Origin of the sequence: Marinilabilia salmonicolor JCM 21150 (assembly GCF_000259075.1) — a bacterium.
Classification (GTDB): Bacteria; Bacteroidota; Bacteroidia; order Bacteroidales; family Marinilabiliaceae; genus Marinilabilia; species Marinilabilia salmonicolor.
The window spans coordinates 21,020-46,986 of record NZ_AJKI01000035.1; the positions used below are offsets into that span (position 1 = coordinate 21,020).

A 25,967-nucleotide genomic window follows, 5' to 3' on the forward strand; every position below is an offset into this window, starting at 1 on the left:
CTTAAACCCCGGGGGTTCTTAAGTTCTTTCCTTTTAATATCACCCAAATTACAACCGGAGCACCAATCATACTAGTCACTGCATTAATAGGTAATGCACCGTCAAATCCCGGCAACCGGGCAATCAGATTTGAGAAGAGGGCGACGGCAATTCCGGCAAGGATCACCGCAGGGATCAATACTTTATGGTCCGATGTGCGAAACAATCCTTTGGTCAGGTGAGGTACTGCCAGTCCCAAAAACGCTATCGGCCCGCAAAAAGCGGTGATAGTCGCAGTCAGCAATCCTGTGCAGAGAATAATCAAAAGCCGGGAAAGGAAGATATTAATCCCGAGATTACCGGCATATTGTTCTCCCAGCAACATCACATTTAACGGTTTAACAAGGAAAAAGGATCCGAGCAAACCCAAGGTTACCACTGGGAACAAAACGCCCATTTGTGACCAGGACACAGTGGAAAAACTGCCCAATCCCCAAATCACATAAGCATGCACATCTTCTTTCATGCTGTAAAACTTGAGAATTCCTACAAGGGCTGAGGCCGCATACCCCACCATAATGCCTACAATCAACAACATGGCATTGTCTTTCAGATGCCTGGACAAGAAAAGGACCATGGTCAGCACCAATGAAGCACCTGCAAAGGCAGCCAAAGCCACAGACAAATGCCCCGTAAACCCCAGGTGACTGAGAGCTACCCCACCGATTTTTCCGGCTACCAATAAGACCAGTGCCACCCCCAGCCCTGCTCCCGAACTAATACCTAAAATTGACGGACCTGCTAGTGGATTGCGAAACAATGTTTGCATCTGAAGGCCGCCAACGGCAAGCCCCGCTCCTGCCAAAATCGCAGTAATTGCCTGTGGAAGGCGACTTTTCAGAACAATCAGGCGCCAGCTGTCATCCATCTGCATATCTCCTGCCAGGGCCTGAATAACTGACCAAAACGGAATATTTACAGACCCCAAAATAAGGTTAAGTACAAAAAGGGTTAGTGACAAAACAGCCAACCCACTCAACCAAAACACAGTCAACTGTCTGCCGGACAAATATTTTTCAAGAAACTGTTGCATCCGGCTATTCGTTCAAAAATTCAAAATAGACTGGCTCATAATCAGGATATATTTCAGGATGAAAACAGCCCACCAAATCTTTCAATACAACATCAGGCTCTACAATTCCACGTTCAAAAAACATTGAATAATCAGTATTGGAAAAAATCACCTGATTATCTTGAAAAGCCTCAAAGTCGCCATATCGTTCATCCATCTGCAGAAAGTCTTCTTTTGTAAAACGACCATCATGGTTAACCGTAATCAACCAGAAATCGCTTTTCCTGAAATCGTTGAATACGGTCTCAAAGTCAAGCGCCAAAGAACCTGTTCCCGGATTGTCACCGTAAGCATATTCTGTACCGGCATCTTTAAAGTAGGCCGCCATATAACTATCACCAGCAGGAATATACCACACATCATTGAAAAGCGTTCCGGTTAAAACAGAGGGTGTGGATGCTGATTTTTCCACCTCTTTTTTGATGGAAATATAGCTTGAAGCAATGTCGGAGAAGAGCCCGGCAGCCATTTCTTCCTTATCAAAAAAAGCACCGAAAAAAACCATCCATTCCGCTCTTCCCAAGGGAGAAGTCTCCAGATATCCACAATCATTAATCAATAATAATCCTGTCTCTTTGAGCGTTCCATAACGGTTATCCTTAAATGGGGAAACAAAAACAAACTGAGGTGCCGAAGCCAACAACACTTCTACATCGGCAGCACTTGCCAGTCCCACATCCCGAATTTGGCCTTCCTGAAGTTGTTTCTGAACAAAAGCATTAGAAATATAATGGGGTTCTGCGACACATTTCAGAGATTCCAATTCACCTATCTTCTCCGCAAAAACCACCTGAGTAGAAGAAAAAGCGCCCCAACTATTTACAGGATATTCGACAAAAGGGATTCCCGACTTCCTGTATTGTTCAGATGTTTGTTTGTCGCCTACCAGTACATAATCACCAACAGCAGTGCTATCCCATGGATCAACAACATGTACCAGTTTCAGATCATCATAATAAGCAATTGAAAAACCTTTTGCATACGAAGGGATGTAAACCGAATCGGGATGTTGCGAACCAAACAATTCATCCACAGGATTTTTTTCAGCGCCGGACTGACATCCGGCAAAAAACAAAGAAAGCGCCAATGCGCCAAGGAAAAATCTAAATACCATCACTTTATCTCCCGAAAGCTTTTTTTTGGTTAAAAATAAAATGCACAGGCAGGTCTTCTGGCTTGCTCAGGATTGAATAGCCTTCCCGGAAAAAAATGATCAATGATCATTGATCAGTTATCAATTGATAATTGTTGATTGATAATTGGTAATTACTTCCAGTGGCATCAGAGTATTCAACCCATAAAAAAGAGCTTACAGCTGCGGGTACAGCTCCGGACTTTAACCGGATTCCCTGTTAGGCACATAAAGCACCTGTTACATCCATTGCAAAATTACATTAATTTGACAGATTTACAAGCTGCCTAACGGTTTCGAAGTTCCACATTCTTCTCCAGCACCCATTTTCCTTTTTCCCACTCCAGCACATCGTAGGAAAAGTCGGGGCCATAATAACTATAGTTACCTTCATACATAGGTTCCATGGGAGCTAGATGATCCATCACAATACGGTCTGACCTGTCATCAAATCTCAGCATCATATTTGCTTTATTGCTGTATTCATAAATAAGACGCCTTTTTGTCCTGCCATGATCATCAAATATTAACGCACCAAAACGGGGACGTCCGCTACTGCCCAAAGTGATAACGTCAACAACACGAAGCCTCGAAAAGGCATCATTTCCGTGATATCCCAACAATGTATAAAACGTATCGCCCCTGTATTTTTCCGTAATAACCTCATAATACACTGCACCAAACCATTTATCAGGGCTGAGTCCGGCATATTCAGGTGAAGCAATATTATCACTTTTATCCTGGAGATTGAATACCCTTATCCTATCTTCAACCCGGACTGCAACAAGCCCAAAAAGGTGATGATCCCCGTTCATCTCTTCCACATTCCAGGTAACCAGTTTGAGCTGTTCATCAGACGAAATCAATGTAGAAACCCCTTGAAGATCTGAAAAATTATGTTCGAAAAAATCAGGGTTTTGCATCAATAAATTCATTCTTAACCTCAGAGATTCTGCAAGATTAAAAACCGTTTTTACACCTCTGCTTTGCCGGATACTCTTCAAAATAAATACAGATTTCAAGTCAGGAACATCCAGAAGTTTTTTTTTATCATCAAAAATCTTTACGGAATTCAGATCATCAAAACTTTCCGATTCAATAATCAAATCAACCTCTTCTGTTTCCGATTCAACCTCCTTATAGTCAACAATGGCCACATTCTTTTCATTATCTACAAAACAGTAGATCAATCTGTCGGGACGCATTTCAAAGTCCACAAGAGCAGCACAGGCAGATAAATTATCTGATAATAAATCAACTACCGTCCACTCCTCAGGAAAATTGCGTTCACTGAAAGTATTATCTTCCTGAAGAAGATCCTGTTCCAGAAAATCCAAAAATGAACTAAACCGATAATCTTTTTCATTGTCATCAGCCTTTATCAAAACCTCCCAGTTGTCAACCAGCGTATGGTTGATCTGACTAAAACCAATAGAGGAAAACAATAAAAAGAACAAAACAGAAATTCCGAAAAACATTTTCCACATCATCAGGAATACTTTTAATTATCTATATTTTTAAATACATCTTATTTTAGTTACTTTTGTGTCAGCAAATAATATGCAAAAACAAAAAGAAATGGAGAACAAAGAAACAAAAAAAATACCGCGACTCTTGAAAATAAGTCTTGGATTAGTAGTTGGAGCAGCGTTGGGGTATGGATATTATTATTTTATCGGATGCAACGGAGGTACTTGTCCCATTACAAGCAATCCGTGGAATAGTACCATTTCGGGCATGATTCTCGGGGCTATCTGGACCATCAAATGATCTTTCACAGATAATATACAATAAAAAAGACGCACGTCTGTGCGTCTTTTTTATTGTTTTATGTTATTCACTCAAGAGTCAGTTTCTTAATCCCAATTCAGGATTACTTTTCCGCAGTTACCCTCCTCCATGATATCAAAACCTTTTTGGTAATCATCAACAGAAAACCTGTGTGTAATCATCGGAGATAAATCGAGACCAGACATCAACATCTGTTCCATATGGTACCAGGTCTCAAACATCTCACGTCCGTAAATACCTTTCAGCATCAATCCTTTGAAAATAATGGTATTCCAATCCACCACTGTTGAAGGAGGTAAAATACCCAGCAAAGAAATCTTCCCCGAGTTATACATGTGGGCAAGCATCTGGTTAAATGCAGCCTCCGATCCGGAACACTCCAGTCCTATATCAAAACCAATCATTCCCAGATCACGAACCACATCAGAAAGATTTTCCTCTATGGGGTTGACCACTTTTGTAGCACCCATCTTGCGAGCCAGATCAGCTCTGAATTCATTCATTTCAGTAGCAACAACATAACGGGCCCCTGCGAATTTTGCAATGGCTACACACATACTACCGATAAGTCCGGCTCCGGTAACGAGGACATCTTCTCCAATCAACGGAAATGACAACGCAGTATGAGTAGCATTCCCAAAAGGATCCATAATAGCGACAATTTCATCGGGAATCTGGGGATTAATTTTCATTACATTGTTGGAAGGAACTTTCACATATTCTGCAAAAGCACCATCTGTGTTAACACCAATGCCCACTGTTTTTTCACAAATATGCTGACGCCCGCGGCGGCAATTACGACAGTGTCCACAGGCAATGTGCCCTTCACCGGTAACACGATCTCCTTCTTTAACATTGGTCACTTCCGATCCAACAGCAGCAACATACCCCACATATTCATGTCCTATAATCATAGGAGTGTTTATGGTTTTTTGCGCCCATTCATCCCATTTATAAATATGCAAGTCGGTACCGCAAATAGCCGTTTTGGTAACGTTAATAATGACATCGTTATGACCGGGAACAGGAACAGGCACTTCTTTCATCCAGATTCCTTTCTCAGGTTTTGCTTTTACAAGGGCACGCATTGTATTCATTCCCATCGAAGTGATTTTAAATAATGAAACGATATAGCCTGACAAAATTTGCACCCTATCTCAGACAATTAAAACATCTGAAAACAGAAATACAATCAGTATGCAGGCAAAAAAATCTATAAAAGCAGGCTTGTATTATCGGCCTGAAGCAAATTTAGTTCTACAAATTTACGCAGCCGGAAGTCCTGAAACAACAACAAAAATCAGCTTTCAGAGACTTTTATCCCATTTTTCAGAACTTCACCTCCGACTTCGTGGTTGATACGATTAAGATAATTGTAAAACTCAATTTGTGAGCGAATGGGCTTTTCACCTTCAGCAGGTTTCTTTAATCTGTTGGACAATTCATTATCCAGAATCCTGGCAGCACTGGTATCTTTCCATTGAATCCGGAACATATTCAAAAGCTCGTTTTTAAGATTTTCATCATAAACCGGACACGCAACTTCTACCCGTCGATCAAGGTTCCTCGCCATCAAATCGGCAGAAGCAATGTAAATGCGTTCCCGCTCACCTTTTCCAAAAACATAAAAACGACTATGCTCAAGCAATCTGTCAATCAACCCGATAGACGGTATTGGATTTCCATTATTGTCATAATCAGGAATAAGAGAAAACATTCCCCGCACATTCAAGCGAACATCCACTCCTGCTCTGTGGGCTTCATACAGCCTTTTAATGATTCTGTAATCTGCCAGGTTGTTTACTTTCAACCAAATGCGGGCTTCCCCTCCCTGCCTGGCAATTTTAATTTCCTGATTTACTAATTCATTAATTCTTTTTCGAAGAAAGAATGGTGACACCCACAAGTGGCTGTAGCGAGCTATTCTGTAATTTTTATCAAAAAATTCGAAGACAGACCCCACCTCTCTGGCGATTCCATCATGAGCAGTCATTAACAAATGATCGCTAAAAATACGGGCCGAATCCTCATTGAAGTTCCCGGTTCCAACGCATGCATAACGTTTTAGTTTACCTTTTTCTTTCCGGGTCACATAACAAAGTTTGGAATGTACCTTGAGCCCTTTAACGCCATATATCACTTTAATTCCTGCATCAGCAAGTTTGTTGGCCCATTTTATATTATGCGCCTCATCAAAGCGTGCCTGCAGCTCCATCACCACGGTAACTTTTTTCCCGTTATGGGCAGCATTTATCAAAGCATCCATCACATTGGAATGCTTCGCAACCCGGTAAATAGTGATTTTCATATCCCGAACCAACGGATCAATACTCGCTTCGCGAAGAAAATCTATAAGATGAAGAAATGAATGATATGGAAAATGCAACAAAATATCCCGCTGGTGTAATACCGGAAAAACTGACTGACCATCTGGATAATATTCATGTCTGATAGGCGGAAGCGGATCATAAACCATGTCGGTTCCCCCTATCTTGGGAAAGTCCATAAAATCTTTAAAATTGTGGTAACGACCTCCCTGAATAATGGTATCATCCTTTGAGAAATGAAGTTTTCGAAGCAATATCTCCAACAAATCCTCAGGCATCTCCTTATCGTACACAAAACGAACTGGCGGGGCATCCTTTCTGCGCTCCAGGCTCTGCACAATGGCACTCACATAACTTTCAGAAATATCGTCATCTATATCCAATTCAGCGTCGCGGGTCAACTTAAAAGTATAAGCTCCAATCTCATCAAAATCAAACATATAAAAGATATCCTTCAGCTCATAACGAATAACATCATCAAGCAAAAGCATACTTGTAGTTCTTTCGCTGGAGGGTACAATAAAAAAACGTCCCAATGCATCAACAGGAAGTTCCAAAAGAGCATATATCGATTTTCCTGTCTTGTGTTTTCTCAAAATCACCCCAAGATAGATGGCGTCATCCTCCAGATCAGGCAACGGTCTGCGTTTTGAAATAATTATCGGCATCAATTTGGGCCTGACCTTATGCTCAAAAACACGGCGCACATATTCACCCTGTTTCTGATTCAGGGACTTTTCATCGAGCATATAAACGTTGTGCGCTTCAAGCTCATGAATTATTTGTTCATAGATTTTTCCAAATTCAAGCCCCTGCTGACGAACAACCCTGTTTACTTCGCGCAATGTTTCGAGTGGCGAAGTACCATCAATCTCCGAATCCTTACGAAGTTGGACAAGCCTCTTTAAAAGAGCCACACGAACCCTGAAATATTCATCCAGATTATTGGAATAAATACCCAGAAACTTAATGCGCTCAATAAGAGGAACTTCCTTTTTAGAAGCCTCCTGAAGCACCCTTCCGTTAAAAAAGAGCCAGCTCAATTCTTTAGACCTGTATTTGGAATATATCATGTATTCTACTTTTAGCAGACATAAGAAAAACTAAAATATAGATAATTTGTTGAAGTGTTCCAAGAAAATAATATCGAATATTGTTAATATTGACTATTTCGGATTTTTTCCTCCTGATATATTAAACCTTTTAATAATTATATCGTTTCTATCACGTAACAACTTTATCAGGTCTGATTCAACTCTTCCGGAGACCAATCACAAGAAACCGGGACACTAAATTGTCAGGGACATCTGATAATCAATAAACCAAATAATATTTTAATCTTTTCAGCATCATGAATGAAGTATCCGAAGCAAACAAAATTTCCACAAAATTGCATGAAATATTGGAAATGCGTCATTTGAACGATTCCACATTTATAGTAAAAATTGAAAAAAACAATTTGGAATTCAAAGCCGGACAGCATATAAATGTTGGTCCCGCCAACAGTATTCATACCAGAGAATACTCCATCTACAGTGGAGAGAAAGATGATTATCTTGAAATTCTGGTAAAAGAAGTTTCTGATGGGTTCATCTCCCCGGTACTGAAAAAGCAGCTACCGGGCAATATGTTGGTTGTTGAGGAACCGGTTGGGTATTTTTCACTTCCGGTGAAGGAAAATCCCGAAGAAAAACTGCTTTTCATTGCCAGTGGAACCGGCATCTCACCGTTTCACAGTTTTATCAAATCAAACCCCGAATTGAATTATACATTGATACATGGTATTCGTGACAATTCCGAAAGATATGAGGCGGACTTTTATGAGCCATCACGGTATATTTCCTGTACTTCCAGACAGAAAAGTGACAATTCATACTTTGGACGTGTCACCAACTGGCTGGAAGACCACCCTGTCGGCCCTGACATCCGATGCTATTTATGCGGAAACAGCAGTATGATACATGATGTATATGACATTCTGGAAGCACAGGGAGTTCCCTCCGAAAAGATTCATGCAGAAGTTTACTTTTAAAAAAAGGGGAACAACCTGACCTGAATAGTTGGCTGTTCCCCTTTAATATTTATAGGATATCTACTTCTTCTCCTCAATCCATTTTCTGGCATTCACAAAGGCTTCCATCCAGGGAGTGACTTCATCCTCGCTGCGATCTTCAGGATAATACCCCCATTGCCAGGGGAATACAGCCCTTTCAAGGTGGGGCATCATGGCCAGATGACGCCCGTCGGCTGAACAAATAGCGGCTGCATTGTAATCACTTCCATTGGGATTTGCAGGATAAGCCTCATAAGAATACTTTCCGGGGATATGGTAAGCATTTTCCTCCAGTGGCAGTTCAAATTTTCCTTCTCCATGAGCCACCCACACACCTATCCGGGATCCGGAAAGAGACTCAAGCATTACAGAGTTGTTCTCCTGTATGCTCATGTTCAGGAAAATGGATTCAAACTTATGTGAATCGTTGTGAAGCATTTTGGCTTTCTTTTCATGTTCCGGGTTTACCAAATCAAGATTTACCATAAGCTGGCAACCATTACATATTCCAAGACTCAGCGTATCGGGTCGCGCATAAAAATCATCCAGTGCCTTTTTTGCCTTCTCATTGTAAAGGAAAGCCCCGGCCCAACCTTTTGCAGAACCCAGTACATCTGAATTAGAAAATCCACCGACAAACACAATAAAGTCAATCTCTTCAAGCGTTTCCCGTCCGCTGATAAGATCGGTCATATGCACATCCTTAACGGCAAAACCTGCTTTGTAAAGTGAATAGGCCATTTCCCTGTCACCATTAACTCCCTTTTCGCGAATGATGGCAGCCTTCGCCTTTCTGGCAGGTTTAATTAAATCAAGTGAAGCCTCTGATCCAATAAAATGAGACGGAAACTGATAAGAGAGCACCTGATTCTTATAGTTCTCAAACCTCTCCCTGGCCTTTTGAAGTCCACTCTGGTTCTTGTCCAGCAGATAGGAGGTTCTGAACCAGACATCGCGTAACTCATCAATATCGAAAACAAATGCTTTTACAGCTGTAGTTACTTTCAAACGACGTTTCTGAACCGGTTTTCCAATTACGCTAAACTGCACACCAGCCTCTTCCAGAATTGCTGAAACTTTCTCCAATTCCGCTACTTGAATAACAACAGCCGGATTTTCACTGAACAGTAGTTTTACCGGATCCTTTTCCTCCATTTCAGAAAGATTGGCACTAATTCCAAAGTCTTTATTGGCGAAGCACATTTCAAGAAGGGTAGTTACCAAACCACCTGCAGAAACGTCATGTCCCGCAAGCACCAACCCTTTTCTAATCAGTTTCTGTATCGTTTCGAATCCATTTTTGAAATAGTCTGCATCAGTAACAGTCGGTGCTTCATTGCCGAGTGTATTAATGATCTGTGCAAAGCTGCTACCTCCAAGTTTTAGTTTGTCGAACGAAAGATCGATGTGCAACAAATAGGTGTTTTCATCTTTTTTCAGCAATGGAGTAACAATCCTGCGCACATCATCCACTTCTCCTGCCGCACTAATAATCACCGTGCCGGGAGACATCACAGCTTCTCCGTCGGAATATTTCTGGGTCATGGAAAGTGAATCCTTTCCGGTGGGAATATTGATTCCCAAATCACAAACAAAATCACTCACTGCTTCGGCAGCATCATACAACCGGGCATCTTCTCCTTTGTTTCGGCATGGCCACATCCAGTTGGCACTCAGGCTAATTCCCTCAATCCCGTGCGTTAATGGGGCCCATACAATATTGGTTAAAGATTCGGCAACTGAAACCAATGCACCTGCAGAAGCATCAATAAGACCAATTCCGGGAGCATGGCCCACAGAAGTAGCCATTCCTTTGGTGCCTGAATAATCAATAGCAGTGGCTCCCAGGTCACTCAGAGGCAATTGAATTTCTCCGATGGTTTGCTGACGAGCCACTTTCCCTGTAACAGAGCGATCGACCTTATTCGTAAGCCAGTCTTTACACGCAACTGATTCCAATTGAAGAACAGCCTCAAGGTAAGCTTCAATCTTATCAGCAGAATAATTCAACTCCTCAAATTTTCGATCCACACTCACGTCATTCATGACTGTTTTGGGTGGATTTCCAAACATATCGGCAAGCTGAAGATCTATCGGTGCATTGCCCTTATTGTCTTCGAACTTAAACTGCATATCTCCCGTTGTTTCTCCAACCACATAAAAAGGAGATCGTTCCCTTTCGGCAACCCTCTTTAATATCTCCACATGGTCCTCGTGAAGCACCAGTCCCATTCTCTCCTGCGACTCATTCCCAACTATCTCCCGAGCAGAAAGAGTCGGATCTCCCACAGGAAGTTTATCCAGGTGAATGGTACCTCCTGTTTCCTCTACCAGCTCCGACAAACAATTAAGATGACCACCTGCACCATGATCATGAATGGAAATAATTGGATTCTCATTCCCCTCCACCATGGCACGGATCGCGTTCATGGCACGTTTTTGCATCTCCGGATTAGAACGTTGAACAGCATTCAGTTCAATGGCATTGGCAAATTCTCCGGTTGCCACAGAGGAAACAGCACCTCCACCCATTCCAATCCGATAATTATCACCACCCAAAACAACCACACGATCACCTTTGGAAGGTGTATCTTTCAAGCTGTCGGACTTTTTTGCAAAACCAATTCCACCCGCCAGCATTATTACTTTATCAAAAGCAAATTTAAGCTGGTTTTCAAAATGCTCGAAAGTAAGAACAGAGCCACAAATAAGCGGTTGACCAAATTTATTTCCAAAATCACTTGCTCCGTTTGAGGCCTTGATTAATATCTGTTCCGGAGTTTGATAAAGCCAGGGACGAGCCTTAAATTTTTCTTCCCAATTCCGTCCTTCCTCCAATCTGGAATAACTTGTCATATAAACAGCCGTACCGGCGAGTGGCAAACTTCCTTTACCTCCGCCCAAACGATCACGGATTTCGCCTCCGGAACCGGTAGCAGCACCGTTGAAGGGTTCCACGGTGGTGGGGAAGTTATGCGTTTCAGCCTTTAATGACAGTACCGACTCAATCTCTTTCTCCACAAAATAGTCTGCCGTATCCTGACGTCCGGGAGCAAACTGTTTCATTACGGGTCCCTGAATAAAGGCTACATTATCTTTATAAGCAGAAACCAAATAATTGGGATTTTCCTTAGAAGTACGCTTTATGAGCTGAAAAAGAGAACTCTCTTTCTCTTCCCCGTCAATCACGAATGTTCCGTTAAATATTTTATGACGACAATGCTCAGAATTGACCTGAGAGAAACCAAACACCTCGCTGTCGGTCAGTTTTCGTCCAAGCCGCTCGCTCAATCCGTTGAGATAACCTATTTCTTCCTCGTTTAAGGCCAGGCCCTCTTTAATATTATAAGCTTCAATATCATCAATAAAAACAATCGGCTCCGGTTCTTTATCAATGTGAAAAATCTCCTGATCCAGACCTTTGTACCGAACCTGAAGCATCGGGTCGAATTGAGCATTTTCGTTATCCGTCTCAAAAAACTCTTCAATACGCTCAATCCCGTCAATTCCCATGTTTTGGGTAATTTCAACCGCGTTGGTACTCCAGGGAGTTATCATTTCCCGTCTGGGACCGATAAAAAAGCCATCCAATTTGTTTTCAGACATCAGACGCGCTCCGTCAAAGAGCCAGGTAAGTTTTTCCAAATCGGTTTGAGTAAGGGTTTTATAACAACCTACCGCTAACACCAGCCGGTTGTCCCCCTGAAAGAAAAGGATCATGAGATTTTCAGTTTTATGCAGTTTGTACTTTGAAGTTGCAAAATTAACACAAATAAGGGAATTATTATATGAAATTGTTCTTAACCTGTCACAGTCCTATTCATTTTATTGAGGATTATTAAAAACAACAGAAAAGGTTTTATCAGAAACCAGCAACCTGTTTAAAATCCTTCCAAATTGTAAAATTTGTTTACTTTTGCTGTTGCAGATGTTAGTCACTTTCTATATTTTAAAGAAATTTTTAATACAAAGTAATTCTTTTCAGTAGTTATTTTGTCAACATACCATTGTGGAATTCCCAAAAGGTAACAGTCCTTATTCAGCAATACTCTGACACATAACCTACGAGAAGCCAATTTCATACATCAGACAAAAAAACTGTTTTCATATAAGGCGTAACACAATTCGTAAATTATTTATGAATTACTCAGAGAAAAGCATCAATTAAAGAAAATTAAAACACTCAACATGAATATTAAAGAACATAATGTATCCAATGAAGCCCAGAAACATTCTGTTAAGTTGTTTGAGCTAACAAACGATGAAGGCACAACCATTTACATCACCAATGCAGGGGCAGCAATAACCCGTATAGAAACTAAAGATAAAGACGGCAAATTTGCCAATATTGTTCTTGGTTTTGACGACCCGATGCAATACCTCGCAAAGAACTATCTTGACAATTGTGTTTTTCTTGGAGCCACCGTTGGACGTTTTGCCAACAGAATAGCACGGGGTCAATTTGAACTTAACGGCAAGAAATACAAACTCCGCATCAACAACGGGAATCATCACCTTCACGGAGGCCCCACTGGTTTCCATTCCAGAATCTGGTCACCTAAGATCGAAGACACTGACGCAGGTCAGGTGCTTATTATGCGTCTTAAAAGCCCTGATAATGACGAAGGGTACCCTGGAAATCTTGATGTGGAAGTCAGATTTTATTTAAGCAACGAGAATGAACTCATCATTGACTACAATGCATCAAGTGATGCAGCAACCCCTGTAAATCTGACCAACCATAGTTATTTTAACCTGTCGGGTGATAAAAGTAATATTCTGGAACATGATGTGATGATTTTTTCGGATGATTACACTCCGAGAAAAGATGACGTACCCATAGGAGAGATTATTTCTACAAAGGGAACCCCATTTGATTTCAAGGAATTTCACAAAGTAGGAGAACGTCTCAATCATCTTCCCAAAGACGCTTATGACCACAATCTGGTAATCAGTGGTAATGAAGGCGATTTGAGACGCGCAGCAATAGCCAAAGAGAGTCGGTCGGGAAGGCTGATGGAAGTATATACGACCATGCCCGGAATGCAGTTTTATTCAGGTTATCATCTGGATGGCAGCTATGAAAATGCAGAAAGAAAATTTGATCGTTTCTCGGCCATGTGCTTCGAGACCCAGTACTTTCCGGATTCTCCCAACCATCCTTCTTTCCCCTCCTGCATTGTGACCCCAGAAAAACCATACAGTCACACCACCATTTTTAAGTTTGGTGTAGAATAGAAAAATCTGACCGGTTTGTTTTTAACATTCCGGTCATTTTTTTTATCAGAAAGCAGCTTTCCCTCAGTGTCCTTTTCCAACAAAGAAGTTTGACAATATCAATTAATCAGGTTTAAACAATTTTTCTATTTTTGCATATTAACAAATTTTAAGACCATGGTTAGTATTATTGACTATTTCGAAGAGAGAGTAAATAAGTATGGTGAAAACCCGCTTCTTTGGGAGAAAAGCGAAGGACGTTTTCAGCCTACCACATATAAGGAGACCAAAAATCTGGTCATGGATCTTGCAGCAGGCCTGATTGAACTAGGCATAAAGAAAGGAGATCGCCTTGCATTGTTATCTGAAGGCCGCAACCAATGGCTTATTTCCGAACTTGCCATTTTGTATTGCGGGGCCATCAATGTTCCGCTGAGTGCAAAGCTGGAAGCAGACCAGGATTTAATATTCAGGTTGGAACATTCTGAATCCAGAATGATTATTGTTTCCAGAAACCAACTTCCAAAAATTCGTGAAATTCTTCAAGAACTTACTTTCCTTGAAAAGATCATTGTTTTAGACGACATTGAAGATACGCAGGAGAAAGAGCTCATTTACAGTAAATTAATCAAATCAGGAAAAACTTTCCTGGAAACCCACCGACAGGAAGTTGAAGAGATAAAAAATGCCGTTCATTTCAATGATATAGCCAATATTTCCTATACATCCGGAACCACCGCACAACCCAAGGGAATCATGCTTTCACACCGGAATTACACGGCCAACGTGGAGCAGGCCTTTAGCTTCATCGACATTCCGGCGCACTTCAGAACATTGGTTGTCCTTCCCTGGGATCATGCATTCGCGCATACTGCAGCACTTTATGCCTTCATGTATAAGGGAGCTTCCATTGCATCAGTAGAAACGGGTCGAAATCAGATTGAAACATTAAAGAATTTCTCCAACAACATTATGGAAATTCAACCGCATGTTTTAATGAGCGTACCTGCGATGGCAAAAAACTTCAGAAAAAACATTGAAAAAGGAATTGCTTCCAAGGGGAAAGTGGTGTCAGGACTGTTTAACTTTGCAATGAACTATTCGATTTGGTACAACGGAAGCGGAAATGACAAAGGCAAGGGATTAAAAAAAATAACAGCTCCTCTGTATAAACTTTTCGACAGGATACTTTTCCAAACCATCAGGGTTCGTTTTGGGGGCAATCTCCAGTTCTTCATCGGTGGAGGAGCTCTCCTGGATATTGATTTGCAACGATTCTTCTACGCCCTGGGAACCCCAATGTATCAGGGGTACGGACTAAGTGAGGCAGCCCCTATTATATCGGCCAATACACCTGATCATCATAAACTTGGTTCTTCAGGACCTATCGTACAAAATCTGGAAGTGAAAATTTGTGATTCCGACGGGAATACCCTTCCTGCCGGAACTTCCGGAGAGATTGTGGTGAAAGGAGAAAATGTGATGCTGGGTTATTGGAAAAATCAGGAAGCAACCAATGAAACCATTATAGATGGCTGGCTCTTCACAGGCGATCTGGGTTACCTGGACAACCAAGGTTACCTTTACGTTTTGGGACGCTTCAAGAGTCTGCTCATTGGCTCCGATGGGGAGAAATACAGTCCTGAAGGTATAGAAGAAGCGATCATAGATCACTGCCCACTAGTTGACCAGTTTGTATTGCACAACAATCAAAATCCTTACACCATAGGGTTAATTGTTCCCAGTTCGGAAAAGGTCAATCAGTTATCTAAGGAGTTGGGTGACGAAATGTCGCAGGAGGAAAAAGCAAAAAAAATACTGCAAACCATCCAGGAGCAGATGGCAGAATTCAAAAAAGGAGGCAAACTTGAAGAACTGTTTCCGGCAAGATGGCTGCCCGCTGCCAGTATTATTCTTCCAGAACCCTTCACTGAAAGCAATAAACTTCTGAATAGCACTATGAAAATAGTTCGTCGAAAAGTTGAAGAGTATTTTTCTGATGAAATCAATTATCTTTACACCGCAGAAGGAAAAGAGTTTATATCGGAAAAAAACAAAAGCAACCTTGCCAAATTTATTCACAAATAACCTTTTAGGATGTTCATTAGTCACCATGGCAATGATTTTGTGAAATTACAACTGGCAAAAACTTCGATAAAAACAATAAAATCTGTCTATATTTAAATCAACATAAAAATATAGTTCCTGTTTTCAGGAAATTTAGTATTTTGCTCATCAATATATAATCAGGTGACTATTTAAACATATTTTTTGTTACTGATTACATGTAAAAAACAAAGACAGTGAAATAACTTTTTCGGCATTTTGTAAAAAAGATAAGGAAAAAAGCCAACTTTGCCGACAAACCAACGTATGTAGTTTTTGTATTAGTAAAGTTTTTCCCATTTTTACAGTCGGTTTAAGACACACTAACTTATACTGTTCATGCATAAAAGCGCAAAAATTGCCATATTAATATTTGCTATAACACTCTTGTTTTCAAGCAACAGCCATTCTCAGCGAAGAGGAGGATCGTTAAACTTACTTGAAGGTATGAGTGTTACAGCCCGAGGTGGTTACAACATGTTTTTCGGCGATTTGGTAGATAAATCCCGGGGAAGTTTTTCTGTTGGAGGACTGGTTGACCGCGAAATGAATGAAATGTTGTCAGCCCGGGTTCAGCTTTTAGGAGGGAAAATGCAAGGGACACAGGTGTTCCCCACTTCAGGTCTAGAATATGCCTATTTCGATAATATTTACACTGAATTTTCTATTGGCGGAAGTTACAAACCGCTCAATCATATTATGGGGTATTTTCGTCAACGTACTTTTCAACCGTATGTGCATTTGAATGCAGGGCTTGTTTACTATTCTTCAACAGAGTACTGGGGAGAAATTGGAAGTGGGCCACAAGATGAAGAATGGCGATCTGCATCAGAAATTGCACCTATGGTTTCTGCGGGTGGTGGAGCTTCCTTTTGGATAAATCCCATGATTAGTGCTAACATAGAAATAACTGGCGCGCTTCCTTTTACTGACCGAATGGATGTGCATGACGTGTGGTATTCGGGAGATGATTGGCAAACAGAGGTAAACCCGGTATCTACCGATCCCTATGACGTTTATTACAACTTCATGGTGGGTGTTACTTTCGTCATTCAGGACAGCAAACTACGAAACGATCCAAAATACAACCGCAAAAGTTACATCAAAACAAGACAGTTTTATCAGTCTAAATCACGCCGAAGTCCGGCCAGAAGACCTAATAAGAAACGGTTTTTGTTTTTCTAGTCTGAAAAATAATGACCTGAGGAGCAGGTTTTATCAGACATTCAATAAATTCTCTTAAACTGCTTTTACATAAGCCAGATAAGGTGTAAACAGGCTGAAAGCCTGCGAGCAATAGCCAGGGCAACGTCTTGGGGTTAGAAGTATCCCCACCGCCCTCTCATTATTAATGGCGTCGCCACCAATAATGAGAGGGCGGTGTATTTACTACAATTTTCCCGACTTTATAGACGGGCACTACTTACAATGTTACTCATTTCTTTGTTTTATTTCTTTTAACCTCTGCAGGTGCTTCTGACTTATTACCATACACCACTACCCCTTCTTCTTTTTCAACAATTTTTCCAACCGAAACATTTCGTCCCTGTATTGAGCAGCCTGAATAAAGTCCAACTCTTTGGCGGCTTTCTGCATAGCCTTTTTTGTTTCAGCGATGGTTTTTTCAAGTTTTTCGGCCGACATATAAGACAAAACAGGATCGGCAGCTGCATCCACTCCCTGATCTTCAGGACCGGAATATACATGGGAAGTCCCCGGAACGTTCTCTGCTTCTTCCTGATTTTGAAAAGCACTACTGCGCTTTTTAATAATGGCGGCCGGAGTTATCCCATGTTTTTCGTTGTAAGCCAGCTGTTTTTCTCTCCGGTAATTGGTTGCATCGATGGTTTCCTGCATCGATTTGGTAATTTTATCGGCATACATAATAACCGTTCCATTCAGATTTCGGGCAGCACGACCGGCGGTCTGGGTTAGTGAACGGGTAGAACGCAAAAAGCCCTCCTTATCAGCATCCAAAATTGCCACCAGGGAAACTTCTGGCAGGTCAAGACCTTCCCGTAGCAAGTTGACACCAACCAATACATCAATAACACCATTTCTCAGGTGTTCCATAATTTTAACCCGCTCAAGCGTATCCACATCTGAGTGAATATATTCTGTCTTAATATCCAGTCTTTGAAGATATTTGGTCAGCTCCTCAGCCATCCGCTTGGTAAGTGTAGTCACCAGAACACGCTCATTAGCGTTGACTCGTACTCTGATTTCTTCCAGAAGATCATCAATCTGATTAAGACTGGGGCGAACATCAATCACAGGGTCAAGCAATCCGGTGGGACGGATAACCTGTTCCACAACCACTCCCTCACATTTTTCAAGTTCATAATCTGCAGGAGTAGCACTAACAAAAATTGTTTGATTGGTAATGCGTTCAAATTCATCAAATTTCAATGGACGGTTATCCAATGCAGCCGGCAAGCGAAACCCATACTCAACTAGATTTTGTTTACGGCTATAGTCTCCCCCGTACATCGCTCTTACCTGAGGCAAGGTAACATGGCTTTCATCCACTACAGTCAGAAAATCATTGGGAAAATAATCCAAAAGGCAGAAAGGACGTGTTCCTTCGGCGCGACCATCAAAGTAACGGCTGTAATTCTCAATTCCGGGGCAGTGTCCTAGTTCTCTGATCATTTCCAGATCATAGTTGACACGTTCATCCAATCGTTTCGCTTCAAGAGGTTTCCCAATCTCACGAAAATAAGCCACCTGTTTCACCAGGTCATCCTGGATCATTCTGATGGCCTGGTTAATCCGTTCTTTAGTGGTCACAAAAATATTGGCCGGATATATCAAAATTTGATCTGTAGAAGAAAGGGTGATGTTGTTAATTGGATCAAAAGTTTCGATGGTCTCAATTTCATCTCCCCAGAAAATAACCCTGCAGGCATGATCAGCATAAGCGAGAAAAATCTCAACAGTATCCCCTTTGACTCTGAAGTTCCCACGTTGAAATTCAACTTCATTTCTGGAATACAAAGCCTCCACCAAGTGCCGCAGGAATTTATTTCTGCCAATCTCCTTCCCCACCTCAAGTGGAATTACATTGGCATGAAAATCCTCAGGATTTCCAATACCATAAAGACAGGAAACAGATGATACAACGATCACATCCCGCCGTCCCGACAGTAATGCTGAAGTTGCACTCAGCCGAAGCTTTTCAATTTCATCATTGATGGACAAATCCTTTTCAATGTAAGTATCTGATACCGGAATATATGCTTCCGGCTGGTAGTAATCGTAATAAGAGACAAAGTATTCAACCGCATTTTCCGGGAAGAAGCTTTTAAACTCACCATATAATTGAGCCGCCAGTGTTTTGTTATGGCTAAGAATTAAGGTAGGTTTTTGTACCTTTTCAATAAGATTTGCAATAGTAAAAGTTTTACCCGATCCGGTCACTCCAAGCAATGTCTGAAACGGATTCCCACTGTTAACCCCCTCAGTTAACTGACGAATAGCTTCAGGCTGATCACCTGTCGGCTGAAAATCTGATATTATTTTTAAATCCATTTAAACTGATTAAGATCTTAGTTAGAGGAAGACTTTGGCATCAATACTTCCTTCAAAAACATGCCTGGCCGGCCCTTTCAACCAAACATTTTCAAAACCTCCTGTGTTTACAACATCAAAACTGACAGTAAGTTTACCTCCCGGCACTTTCATGTCGTAACAGTTGCCTTCACCACTCCTGATATAAGTGGCAATTGCAGAGGCTACCGCACCGGTTCCGCAGGACCAGGTTTCATCCTCCACCCCACGTTCAAAAGTCCTCATGGATACTTCCCCCCCAACAGGTTTTCCCACAAAATTAACATTGGTCCCTCCGGGTGCAAAAACATCATGATTTCGCCAAAAACTACCTTCGTTAAAAACATCGATCAACTCAGGATTATCTACAAATTTTATAAAATGCGGCGAGCCGGTATCCAAAAACAAACCCTCTTCTTTCTCTTCGTAGCCCGCGACATTAATCATCTTGAGACTAACCATTTCTCCATTCACAAGAGCCTCATGAACACCATCCACAGCATCGAACGAAAAATACTCATTTTCAGCGACTACACCTCGATGAACCGCAAAGGCTGCCAAACAACGACCACCATTGCCACACATCGTTGCCTCTCCCCCATCGCTATTGAAATAACGCATGGTAAAAGAATAGCTCTCCGAAGACTCCAGCAACATAAGACCATCTGCTCCAACTCCAAATCTCCGGTGGCACATGGCAGAAATCAGGTGATTATCATCTCCGTCAAAAGACCCATCCCGATTATCAATCAAAATAAAATCATTACCTGTTCCCTGATACTTAGAAAACTGAATTTTTGTCATCTTTACCATTTGTTTATCATTTGACATTCAACAACTCAACTCCATCAACATCACTCCCGGCAAAACCAAAGTGAATTATTATATCCACAAAATTACGAATAGAGAAGCCCAAAATAAAAGGAAATATTTGACAAACCCACCAGATGAGTTGTAAATTAATAAAACAGATAATTTGTCAACCATTACAAAACAGCCCCGGCAAATGTTGCTTTCCGGTTTCTTAGGGTTAGGGTTACGGGGAGCATCGTCTGGGGCTCTTTTGTGACCTTTAAAGGGTTTTAACCAGCTTGTTTCTAATAACAAACTGAAGCCAGATGAATACTGATGTTCACAATAATAAACGGCCCTGTTCCTTAATCCAATCGCTAACAAGAATTAAAAAAAGTTAAGTTTTACAACAGTTGCAATAAAGGCATATCATTTGATTTGCTAAAACCGTAAATTGTTAAACCAAAAAAATTCTGAAACATGAATACAAAAAAAATATTTTCGGTATTTGCAATTGCTGTTATTAGTGCATTGGTATCCGTAATTGCCTACTCATATTTTGTCAAACCAGAAACACGAATCATAGAAGTTCCGGGAGAGCATACACACGCAGCACGATATACCTCTCTCCCATCGGGACCAACCGGAGAATATCCGGATTTCACAAAAGCAGCTGAGAATTCAGTACATGCGGTTGTCCACGTCAAGACAGTGAGTACGCAGACTCAATCCTATTCAGGAAGTCCTTTGTTTGATTTCTTCTTCGGACCGGGCAGTCCTATGCCCCGGCAACAGCAGCCCGTCATGGGGTCAGGCTCAGGAGTAGTTATTACAACCGATGGATATATTGTAACCAACAATCACGTCATCGACAAGGCCACCAACATTGAAGTGACCCTGAACGATAACCGCACCTATAAAGCAGTTATTGTTGGAACGGATCCATCCACAGATCTTGCTCTATTGAAGATTGACGAAGAGGATTTGCCTTATATGCGATACGGCAACTCGGACAATCTGAAAATCGGAGAATGGGTATTGGCTGTTGGCAACCCGTTTAACCTGACCTCAACCGTTACTGCGGGGATTGTAAGCGCCAAATCGAGAAGTATTAACATTTTGGCAAATCAACAAGGAACACTGGGTATAGAGTCATTTATCCAGACTGATGCTGCAGTGAATCCCGGGAACAGTGGCGGCGCACTGGTTAACACAAAAGGTGAATTAATTGGAATAAACACAGCCATAGCTTCGCAAACAGGCTCCTACACCGGGTATTCTTTTGCAGTGCCGGTAAGCATCGTCAGCAAGGTAGTGGCAGACCTGATGGAATTTGGAAAAGTCCAAAGAGGAATTTTGGGAATCAATATTCGCAATGTAAACAGCCAATTATCAGAAGAACTGGATCTTGAAGTAAGCCAGGGAGTTTATGTGGCCAATGTAATAGAATCCAGTGGTGCCGAAGAGGCAGGTCTGAAAGAAGGTGACGTGATTACCAGTGTTAACAATGAAGAAGTAAAGAAAGTCTCCGAGCTTCAGGAAAAAATCAGCCGCTTCCGCCCCGGGGATAAAGTTAACGTCACTGCATTGAGAGATGGAAAAAAGAAAGATTTTTCTGTCACTTTGCGAAACATTTATGGCTCCACTGACGTTGTAAAAGCAGACAAATCACTTTCGATTCTGGGAGCATCGTTTGAAAAAGTTTCAGACGAAGATAAAGCGCGTCTCAGAATCAGCAACGGAATCAAAGTATCTAAGCTGGAAAACGGGAAACTCAGAGATGCGGGAATTCAGGAAGGATACATCATAACAAAAGCCAACCGGGTACCGATTAACAGCACAGATGATTTACGTAAAGTTGTGGAAATGGTAGAAGAAGGACTATTCCTCACCGGAATTTACCCCAACGGACAGGTTGCTTATTATGCAATAAACTTAGACAGATAACTGAACGTAACAGATAAGGCACTCCCGGCGGCTTGCAATAGTCACCGAATTGTTGTACTTTTGCGGCGTATTTTTGGGAAATTTTTATGAGACAATTAAAGATAACTAAATCGATCACTAACCGCGAGAGCGCGTCGTTGGACAAATATCTTCAGGAAATTGGCCGCGAAGACCTGATTTCCGTGGAGGAGGAAGTTGAATTGGCACAGCGGATAAAGAAGGGCGACCAGATCGCACTTGAGAAGCTTACCCGTGCCAACCTGCGCTTTGTGGTTTCAGTGGCCAAACAATACCAGAATCAGGGGTTAAGTCTTCCTGACCTCATAAATGAGGGTAACCTTGGATTGATTAAGGCTGCCGAAAAATTTGATGAGACCAGGGGATTCAAATTTATCTCCTATGCTGTTTGGTGGATTCGTCAGTCCATTCTTCAGGCACTGGCAGAGCAGTCGCAAATTGTGCGTTTGCCGCTGAATCAGGTGGGATCCCTGAACAAGATCAACAAAGCCTACTCAAAGTTTGAGCAGGAGCATGAACGCAAACCCTCACCGGAAGAATTGGCAGATCAGCTGGAAATCCCTGCAGAAAAAGTGGCAGATACGTTGAGAGTTTCCGGTCGTCACATTTCTGTAGATGCACCTTTTGTAGAAGGTGAAGACAACAGTTTGCTGGATGTACTGGTAAACAGTGATTCTCCAAATGCTGATAAAACACTGATCAACGAGTCACTGGCCCGTGAAATAGAGCGTGCTCTGGCTACTCTTACCGAAAGAGAAAGCGACATTATTAAGCTTTTCTTCGGGATTGGCTGCCAGGAAATGACGCTGGAAGAAATAGGAGAAAGATTCGGTCTGACTCGTGAACGTGTTCGTCAGATTAAAGAAAAAGCGATTCGTCGTCTCAGGCATACTTCAAGAAGTAAACTCTTGAAATCTTATTTGGGATAAATGAATTCACAAATAACAGAGCCTTTCGGAAAAACTCCGGAAGGCTTTTTCTTTTATAAGTAAGGTTCATCATAAAAATGCGTACTTAACCTAATTTATTTGAGAACAATAGACTATCCAAGAGGGATTTCAGCCCTTAAACCCTGAATTACTTTTTTTGTCTATTATATAACTTAGGTTACTTACGCAGCACTTTTCGGTTTAGAAAGCTGTTTTTCAAGGGCTTAAACTCTTTTATTTTTCCAAACCATTTGCCATTCAATTCTTATAGTGTTATCGTATTCTTGACACAAAAAAAATAATCAAAAAAAATATTTCATGATTATTGCTACGTTCGACAATATTCAAGAAAGCTTGATATTGTTCTCTCTTATCGCAATAATCCATGAGAGCGCCAACTTTCGCTCTAAAAACTACGGTTCTTCCATCGAAATCATTTAGCCATTTTTTTCACATAACTTATGTAATAAACTTTTTCAAATATGCATTCTGATGATGATTTATAAATAAAAAAAACCGCCCTGTACAAAGGACGGTTTTATTTATTTATGTTTCCTCTTAGGCATCAATATTGGCATAAGTGGCGTTCTTCTCAATAAACTCTCTGCGAGGTGGCACATCGTCCCCCATAAGCATGCTGAAAATACGATCTGCTTCAGCGGCATTATCATAAGTCACCTGTCTCAACAGACGGTTTTCAGGATTCATGGTGGTATGCCAAAGCTGTTCGGCATTCATCTCACCAAGACCTTTATAGCGCTGTATGTGAACAGAATCCTCCTTGCCGTCCGCAAATTTTTCAACAAATTCACGACGTTGAGCATCGGTCCAGCAATACTGCTCATTTTTCCCCTTCTTGAGGAAGTAAAGCGGAGGTGCAGCAATATAGAGATATCCGTCCTTGATAAGTTCTTTCATATAACGGAAAAAGAACGTCATAATCAACGTGTTAATGTGACGTCCGTCCACATCGGCATCCGTCATAATCACAATCTTATGATAGCGAAGTTTCTCTGTATTGAGTGCCTTACTATCGTCCTCTGTTCCGATATTTACCCCCAGAGCAGTAAAGATATTTTTTATCTCATCACTTTCGAACACACGGTGTTGAAGCGCTTTTTCCACATTAAGAATCTTACCTCTCAAGGGCAAAATAGCCTGAAAACGACGGCTTCGTCCCTGCTTGGCGGTACCTCCCGCTGAATCTCCCTCAACAAGGAAAATTTCGGATTGAGCAGGATCTTTTTCGGAGCAGTCAGCCAGCTTACCGGGCAAACCACCACCTGTCAGTACACTTTTCCGTTGCACCAATTCTCTGGCTTTTCGGGCAGCATGCCGGGCAGTAGCAGCAAGAATCACCTTATTTACAATTGCTTTGGCATCCTTAGGATTCTCTTCCAGATAGTTGTTAAGCATTGTACTTACAGCCTGGTCAACAGCAAGACTAACTTCACTATTTCCAAGCTTTGTTTTGGTCTGTCCTTCAAACTGAGGTTCAGCCACCTTTACAGAAATAACAGCTGTGAGACCTTCACGGAAGTCATCGCCACTGATGTCAAACTTAAGTTTGGAAAGCAAACCGGATTTATCTGCCCAGTTTTTAAGAGTTCGTGTCAATCCACGACGGAACCCTGTAAGATGAGTACCTCCTTCAATGGTATTGATATTATTTACATAGGAGTATATATTCTCGTTAAATGAGGTATTATACACAATAGCAATATCAACAGGCACATCATTCTTTTCAGTAGAGATGCTGATTGGCTGATCAATGAGATGCTCACGATTGACATCAATAAACTTCACAAATTCCAACAATCCTTCATCAGAATAAAAACGTTCAGATTTCACATTCCCTTCATCATCAACTTCACGTTTATCGATAAGAACGATTTCCAATCCGGCGTTCAGAAACGAAAGTTCCCGCATCCTGTTGGCAAGAACACTGTACTTATATTCTGTTTCATTGAAGATACTGTCATCCGGTTTAAAAGTAATCCAGGTACCGTTAATATCGGTAGTTCCGACCTCTTCAATACTGGAAAGCGGCTTTCCTTTTGAATATTCCTGACGATAAATCTTGCCATCCCTATGAACTTCAGCCTTAAGGCTAATAGAAAGAGCGTTCACACAAGAAACACCAACACCGTGCAAACCACCGGAAACTTTGTAACTGTCCTTGTCAAATTTACCCCCGGCATGAAGCACTGTCATTACAACTTCAAGAGCTGAACGTCCTTCTTTTTCGTGAAAATCAACAGGGATACCGCGACCATTATCTACCACGGTAATGCTGTTATCCTCATTTATAGTAACTCCGATTGAAGTACAATACCCGGCCAAAGCTTCATCGATGGAGTTATCAACCACCTCATAAACCAGGTGATGGAGTCCTTTATATCCGACATCTCCAATATACATTGCCGGTCTTTTACGAACTGCTTCCAGGCCTTCAAGCACCTGAATACTACTGGCACTATAACCATTCGTTTTCTCCAGGTTGCCCTCGTTAATGTTATCACTCATTTTACTAAGTTATTTATTTGTTATCCGACTACTTACCGGACAATCTTTTTTGCCACACAAATATAACAAAATATGTGTTAAATGCCGTGTAAAACCAACACAATTTTCGGATCACAAGCAGCGATTAAACACCTGATTTACTGGCCTTTATTCACACAAAGAATAATAAACAAAAACAGGCAAATATCCATCGATCATTCAACGATAGAAAAAGAGCACAATTAATGAAAGTGCCCTCCTGTATCTGTTTTGATACCGAAATTTCCTTCGTTTAAAATTTTGTAATTAACTGACAAAAAAAATAATTAAAAATTTGAGAACGAATGGAACCGCTTCACTCTTGCATAAGGAAGATTCCAGAACAAATCAGACAAAAAAATTTCCCTGATAAATGTAAACAATGTGAAAAAATATCTTCATTTTTACCCTGCACCCATAAAAACAATCACCCAGGATAAAAAAAAAAAAA

The 25,967-nt window shown here is 41.3% G+C and carries 16 protein-coding genes and 1 riboswitch; of the genes, 7 read left to right on the plus strand and 9 right to left on the minus strand.

Features of this window, described 5'->3' with window-relative positions; all coding sequences use genetic code 11:
- Position 1 precedes the first annotated feature (1 nt).
- The 3 genes from W7W_RS0116020 to W7W_RS0116030 form a co-directional block, all read right to left on the minus strand.
- Positions 2-1,072, minus strand: coding sequence for an iron ABC transporter permease (locus tag W7W_RS0116020; protein ID WP_010664706.1), 1,071 nt, complete (start codon positions 1,070-1,072; stop codon positions 2-4).
- A gap of 4 nt (positions 1,073-1,076) precedes the next feature.
- A complete protein-coding gene (locus tag W7W_RS0116025) occupies positions 1,077-2,225 on the minus strand; it encodes an ABC transporter substrate-binding protein (RefSeq protein ID WP_010664707.1) in 1,149 nt (382 codons plus the stop codon).
- Positions 2,226-2,255: 30 nt separating this feature from the next.
- Positions 2,256-2,499: riboswitch (cobalamin riboswitch) on the minus strand.
- A 31-nt stretch (positions 2,500-2,530) separates the two neighbouring features.
- Entirely contained in the window at positions 2,531-3,733 is a 1,203-nt protein-coding gene (locus W7W_RS0116030; RefSeq protein WP_029510641.1) for a hypothetical protein, read from the minus strand.
- An 88-nt stretch (positions 3,734-3,821) separates the two neighbouring features.
- Between W7W_RS0116030 and W7W_RS0116035 the strand changes: the two genes are divergently transcribed.
- Positions 3,822-4,013: a DUF6132 family protein gene (locus tag W7W_RS0116035; RefSeq protein ID WP_193770776.1), complete on the plus strand. Its 192-nt coding sequence runs from the start codon at positions 3,822-3,824 to the stop codon at positions 4,011-4,013.
- A gap of 86 nt (positions 4,014-4,099) precedes the next feature.
- Here W7W_RS0116035 and tdh read toward each other — a convergent pair whose 3' ends face one another.
- Entirely contained in the window at positions 4,100-5,137 is a 1,038-nt protein-coding gene (gene tdh, locus W7W_RS0116040) for an L-threonine 3-dehydrogenase (protein ID WP_234408724.1), read from the minus strand.
- A gap of 197 nt (positions 5,138-5,334) precedes the next feature.
- On the minus strand, positions 5,335-7,434 hold the full coding sequence (gene ppk1 / locus W7W_RS0116045; protein WP_010664711.1) for a polyphosphate kinase 1: 2,100 nt from the start codon (positions 7,432-7,434) through the stop codon (positions 5,335-5,337).
- Between the two features lie 278 nt (positions 7,435-7,712).
- Between ppk1 and W7W_RS0116050 the strand changes: the two genes are divergently transcribed.
- Complete coding sequence (locus tag W7W_RS0116050) at positions 7,713-8,393, plus strand: ferredoxin--NADP reductase (protein WP_010664712.1); 681 nt, start codon at positions 7,713-7,715, stop codon at positions 8,391-8,393.
- A gap of 60 nt (positions 8,394-8,453) precedes the next feature.
- Here W7W_RS0116050 and purL read toward each other — a convergent pair whose 3' ends face one another.
- A complete protein-coding gene (purL, locus tag W7W_RS0116055; RefSeq protein WP_010664713.1) occupies positions 8,454-12,134 on the minus strand; it encodes a phosphoribosylformylglycinamidine synthase in 3,681 nt (1,226 codons plus the stop codon).
- Positions 12,135-12,602: 468 nt separating this feature from the next.
- On the opposite strand from purL, the gene W7W_RS0116060 reads away from it, so the two are divergent.
- The 3 genes from W7W_RS0116060 (at position 12,603) to W7W_RS0116070 (ending at position 16,922) form a co-directional block, all read left to right on the plus strand.
- Positions 12,603-13,652 carry an aldose epimerase family protein gene (locus tag W7W_RS0116060; RefSeq protein WP_010664714.1) on the plus strand — a complete coding sequence of 350 codons (1,050 nt, stop codon included), beginning with the start codon at positions 12,603-12,605 and terminating at the stop codon, positions 13,650-13,652.
- A gap of 156 nt (positions 13,653-13,808) precedes the next feature.
- Positions 13,809-15,719, plus strand: coding sequence for an AMP-dependent synthetase/ligase (locus W7W_RS0116065; protein ID WP_010664715.1), 1,911 nt, complete (start codon positions 13,809-13,811; stop codon positions 15,717-15,719).
- Positions 15,720-16,184: 465 nt separating this feature from the next.
- Positions 16,185-16,922: a hypothetical protein gene (locus W7W_RS0116070; RefSeq protein ID WP_010664716.1), complete on the plus strand. Its 738-nt coding sequence runs from the start codon at positions 16,185-16,187 to the stop codon at positions 16,920-16,922.
- A gap of 312 nt (positions 16,923-17,234) precedes the next feature.
- On the opposite strand, the gene uvrB is transcribed toward W7W_RS0116070, so the two are convergent.
- Positions 17,235-19,268, minus strand: a complete 2,034-nt coding sequence (gene uvrB / locus W7W_RS0116075; protein WP_010664717.1) for an excinuclease ABC subunit UvrB — start codon at positions 19,266-19,268, stop codon at positions 17,235-17,237.
- A 21-nt stretch (positions 19,269-19,289) separates the two neighbouring features.
- Positions 19,290-20,090: a diaminopimelate epimerase gene (dapF, locus tag W7W_RS0116080; protein WP_010664718.1), complete on the minus strand. Its 801-nt coding sequence runs from the start codon at positions 20,088-20,090 to the stop codon at positions 19,290-19,292.
- 468 nt (positions 20,091-20,558) lie between these two features.
- On the opposite strand from dapF, the gene W7W_RS0116085 reads away from it, so the two are divergent.
- Positions 20,559-22,025: a Do family serine endopeptidase gene (locus W7W_RS0116085; RefSeq protein WP_010664719.1), complete on the plus strand. Its 1,467-nt coding sequence runs from the start codon at positions 20,559-20,561 to the stop codon at positions 22,023-22,025.
- Between the two features lie 86 nt (positions 22,026-22,111).
- Complete coding sequence (locus W7W_RS0116090; RefSeq protein ID WP_010664720.1) at positions 22,112-22,972, plus strand: sigma-70 family RNA polymerase sigma factor; 861 nt, start codon at positions 22,112-22,114, stop codon at positions 22,970-22,972.
- A gap of 558 nt (positions 22,973-23,530) precedes the next feature.
- Here W7W_RS0116090 and gyrB read toward each other — a convergent pair.
- Positions 23,531-25,498, minus strand: coding sequence for a DNA topoisomerase (ATP-hydrolyzing) subunit B (gene gyrB, locus W7W_RS0116100; protein ID WP_010664721.1), 1,968 nt, complete (start codon positions 25,496-25,498; stop codon positions 23,531-23,533).
- Positions 25,499-25,967 lie beyond the last annotated feature (469 nt).